This window comes from Psychromonas sp. (assembly GCF_983033635.1).
In genome coordinates this window covers 4,761-8,326 of record NZ_CEZLMY010000158.1, presented here as the reverse complement: position 1 = coordinate 8,326, position 3,566 = coordinate 4,761, and the positions used below count along the sequence as shown (strand labels likewise).

At 41.4% G+C, this 3,566-nt stretch carries 4 protein-coding genes; 1 reads left to right on the top strand and 3 read right to left on the bottom strand.

Annotation, left to right across the window (positions count from 1 at the left end; all coding sequences use genetic code 11):
- Both trhA and AC4GME_RS15370 read right to left on the bottom strand, forming a co-directional pair.
- Window positions 1–620, bottom strand: a 620-nt coding sequence (gene trhA, locus AC4GME_RS15375; protein WP_490379704.1) for a PAQR family membrane homeostasis protein TrhA, incomplete at its 3' end; no start/stop codon positions are given.
- Window positions 621–949: 329 nt separating this feature from the next.
- The gene (locus tag AC4GME_RS15370) at window positions 950–1,549 is read right to left on the bottom strand and encodes a short chain dehydrogenase (RefSeq protein ID WP_490375945.1); all 600 of its coding nucleotides are present in this window, start codon (window positions 1,547–1,549) and stop codon (window positions 950–952) included.
- Window positions 1,550–1,691: 142 nt separating this feature from the next.
- On the opposite strand from AC4GME_RS15370, the gene AC4GME_RS15365 reads away from it, so the two are divergent.
- Window positions 1,692–2,597, top strand: coding sequence for a LysR family transcriptional regulator (locus AC4GME_RS15365; protein WP_490375944.1), 906 nt, complete (start codon window positions 1,692–1,694; stop codon window positions 2,595–2,597).
- Between the two features lie 556 nt (window positions 2,598–3,153).
- Here the strand turns inward: AC4GME_RS15365 and AC4GME_RS15360 are convergent.
- On the bottom strand, window positions 3,154–3,566 hold a 413-nt coding region (locus AC4GME_RS15360), incomplete at its 5' end, for an aromatic amino acid transport family protein (RefSeq protein WP_490379703.1).

Genomic DNA, 3,566 nt, shown 5'->3' with positions numbered 1-3,566 from the left:
ACATAAGCGATAATCGAGATAAAGTGGCACAGGGAGCCCAGCAAAACAAATAGATGCCAGATGCCATGGGCGTGTCGCAACTTATCACGGTGATCCAGTACGTAGAATATGACACCTAGGGTATAAGCAATACCTCCGGCGGTTAGCCACATCACACCCGATGTGCTTATGGCTGCTTTAAGATTGTTCCATTCCAATACAGCAAGCCATCCCATGAGCAGGTAGATAAAAAGCTGAAACTTTTCGTTACGTCGAGATGGGCGTAATTCCAGTAATATCCCCAGCGCCGCCAATCCCCATACCACCGCCAGTAACTGTGGGCCGTTTCCACCACGCAGTGACACCAGCATATAGGGTGTATAGGTGCCGGCGATCAACAAGTAGATCGACAAATGATCCATTTTCTGGAACAGTTTCTTCAGCTCGGGGGGATAGAAACTATGGTAGAGGGTTGACATGGTGTAGAGCAGTATCAGGGTGCATCCGAAAACCGAAAAACTGGTAATCATCCATGGATCATGCTGTTGAATACTAACCGTAAGCAGCGCGCCCATCCCCATGAACGCCAATGCCGAACCTAGCAGATGGGTGATGCTATTGAGTTTTTCACCGTGATACATAGGCATTCCTGTGAATTTTATTGCTCATATCTAACGTAATGGGTGCGAGTATAGAGTATAGGGCGAATAAAAGGCCTTTTCTCTTAGATTCGAGTCTTTTTCTTTCATCTCATCCAAGGCGGTGGTAGCACCAATCAAAGGTCAAAATCCTTGCTCAAAACATACGGATGATGTACATCTCAAGTTAAAGTGACATAGTAAAACAGGCCATGAATTTATAGCAATGTCAGGAAAACATAGACAGATTGAGATTAACCAGAAAAAAGATGAGCCAAGTGACTCATCTTTTCTATTGAATAAAGCTAGTTTGTTAAGCGGCTATTTTTGCATTACAAATAGTTAATAACGTCGAGAGTTTCACCATGCATATTACCGTTAACAGCTATCTTATAAACTTTTGCTGTGTTAGTGGCTGATATACCTGAACTTGGATCCATTCCCATCATTAGCATTGTTTCCTTGACAAATGCAGGAGCAACAACATTGAGCCTCAATTGATCCAGTTCCAATGCTGCCGCTTTAACAAAGCTTTCCAAAGCACCATTTACCATGCTGATTGATGCACTGCCTGGCATTGGTTGACGGGATAATATACCTGAGGTAAGGGTAATTGACCCATTTTGAGTTACATATTCCTGACCGATACGAAGTAAGTTGATTTGACCCATTAGTTTGTTATTTAACGCTAATTCAAAATCTTGATTACTGTGTTGTGCTAATGGTGCAAAATTTGCGAGACCTGCCGTAGAAATAACAGCACCAACCTCCCCAACTTGTTCAAACATCGCTTTAATAGACTCCGCATTTCCCAAATCAACTTTTACATCACCGTCTGAGTATCCTGCAGAGATAATGTCGTGCTTCTCAGATAACAGCTCTGCCACTGCTTTACCGATAGTTCCTGTTGCGCCAATAATTAAAATTTTCATTACTTTTCTCCAGTATATATTTGATGTGTTGTTATATAAACCAAGGTAAATAATTCACTTATTTACCTTGGTTTAACTTGTGTTCCATCTTACGCCTGTGATGTAATGAGAAAAATAACCTAACTATGAAATCATTATTCACGTGAAGAGAAATATAGACCTAATAACCGCAATGCGTACCTTTTTGGTAGTTGTCGAACTGCAAAGCTTTAGTGCTGCTTCGAGAAAGTTGAATATTGTTGTTTCAGCGGTAAGTAGACAGGTGTCAGACTTAGAAAAGCACTTTGGCAGTCATTTACTATATCGAACGACACGAGCGATGCACCTGACGTCAGAGGGGGAGTATTATCTGGAACAAATCAGGGAACTGATTGAACGTTTAGATCACCTTGAATCATTTGCCAGTGAGAGACAACTGAATATAGCGGGGCACCTTAAAATAACAGCACCTCAAAACAGTTCCTTGATCGGTCTGCAAAAATCAATTGGCGATTTTTTATCCTTACACCCTGATGTTAAAATTTCTTGGTCATTGATGAACCGCTACGTTAATTTAATCGAGGAAGGAATTGACTTAGCACTGCGTGTCGGTGAGTTATCTGATTCTAATTTAGTAGCACGGCCTTTTGGTGAGTTAAAAATCCTTTTTGTTGCCAGCCCAGATTATTTAGAAAAACACGGAATGCCTACTCACCCTGACGACTTAAGTAAACATCATTGCATTTTAGACAGTTCAAGTCGCCAACCTGGTCGCTGGGTTTATAGGGAAAGCATTAAAGAGAAACACGTTAGAGTTACCGCCAATATTGATGTCAACCATGGTGAAATGGTGGCACAGTTTGCGGCTGCTGGCCATGGTGTTGCCCAGTTGCCTGATTTTTTAGTAAGATATTTCATCGAAAGCGGCGAATTGATCTCTATTTTGGAACATTTTATGATTCCAGCAATCCCGATGTTTTTGGTATATCCAGCTAATCGCATGAAAAGTCCGGTATTAAAGGCACTGATTGAATACCTGCTCGAAACGAAAAAGACGGAGCTTAGTTAATACAAATAATTTTCCCTCATTGTAATTAACGTTGATGTAGAGTCTGTTCATTAGCGTTGATACTAATGAAGATCACGCTGGTGATCACTTTGTTAACACAGTTCAGTCTGCTAGGCTCAACTTAATCTGACAAATCTTCTCTAGATAACTTTCGGGAAGAAGCTAACATACTGATCTATCTAAAATAGTACAGTTTCGAGTTAGACTCAGTGCTCTAACTCGATTGATTCTGATTACAAAAAATATCTTGAATCCAACGAACTACAACAAACGTGCCCCTATCTCGTCCCCCATACATCTTTTCAAAATTAGGGATGGTTTAATAATCAGGAAATAATTGGGATAGATAAGCATTTAAAAAAGAAAGCTGTGCATATGGAGTTTGATTTCATTATCTGCGGTCCGCTTGCTGTAGATAATAAAGACAGGCTCGCGAAGATTTTTACATTTGAAACAGCAAAGCAATTCGGCGCGGTACCTGTTTTCCGCGCGGAACCTGTTATTCTATCTAGAGCATGTGCAACAAGCCAAAACCTTGGCTATCCCGCATCAATAATTAGGCAATAAGCCCTAACATAGATAAAACCTGAAATATCACTACACAGATAGCAAATATAATAACCACCAGCATGCGCAGATGACCACCCGTTACAACAAACTCCGTTTCCGGCAGCTTCGCTCGCGCTTGAAATGCCAAGGCTACCGGGGTGAATAACGCAAAAACAGCCGCCGCAAAACCTGCATAACCAATCGCATAAATAAAACCATTGGGAAATAACACGCCACCAATCATCGGCGGAACAAATGTCAGCAGCGCTATTTTACTACGTCCGGCAATGCTATTGTCTATTTTTAGCAAGTCAGTTAAAAAATCAAACAAACCAAGTGCCACCCCCAGAAACGATGTCGCCACAGCAAAATTGGCAAACAGCTGCAGCATAACAGCAAGCGTTGGGCCTGAATCGGTTG